Annotated in this window: 1 pseudogene; it reads right to left on the minus strand. The window is 53.7% G+C overall.

Features of this window, described 5'->3' with window-relative positions:
* Positions 1-294, minus strand: a pseudogene (locus QP140_RS10530) (IS1249 family transposase); the annotation flags it as partial.

Here is a 294-nt window from a genome sequence, read left to right on the forward strand (position 1 = left end):
TGATCAGGTCTGTTGCCGTGGAAAGTGCGTCTTGACCCCATCGTTGGTCCCTGGCGATCTTGACCGGATCGTCAGGGACTTCTGTATGTAGATACAGCCACCAATCCATCACTGTGCGTTGATGCGGTAGTGATAGTCCGCGGTGTCTGCGCGCTAGTTCTTTTATGGGGGCCTTGATGCCACCTTCGAGGCTGTTTGTTGTTGCTGCAAGGTTGTCGGGGTCGATGGTTGTTGGTGGGGGTTGCAGGTAGGTAAACAGCAGGTCTCTGCGGTGCAGAGATAGCAATGATTGAT

It is taken from the genome of Corynebacterium sp. UMB9976, assembly GCF_030212265.1.
In the GTDB taxonomy this organism is placed as follows: Bacteria; Actinomycetota; Actinomycetes; order Mycobacteriales; family Mycobacteriaceae; genus Corynebacterium.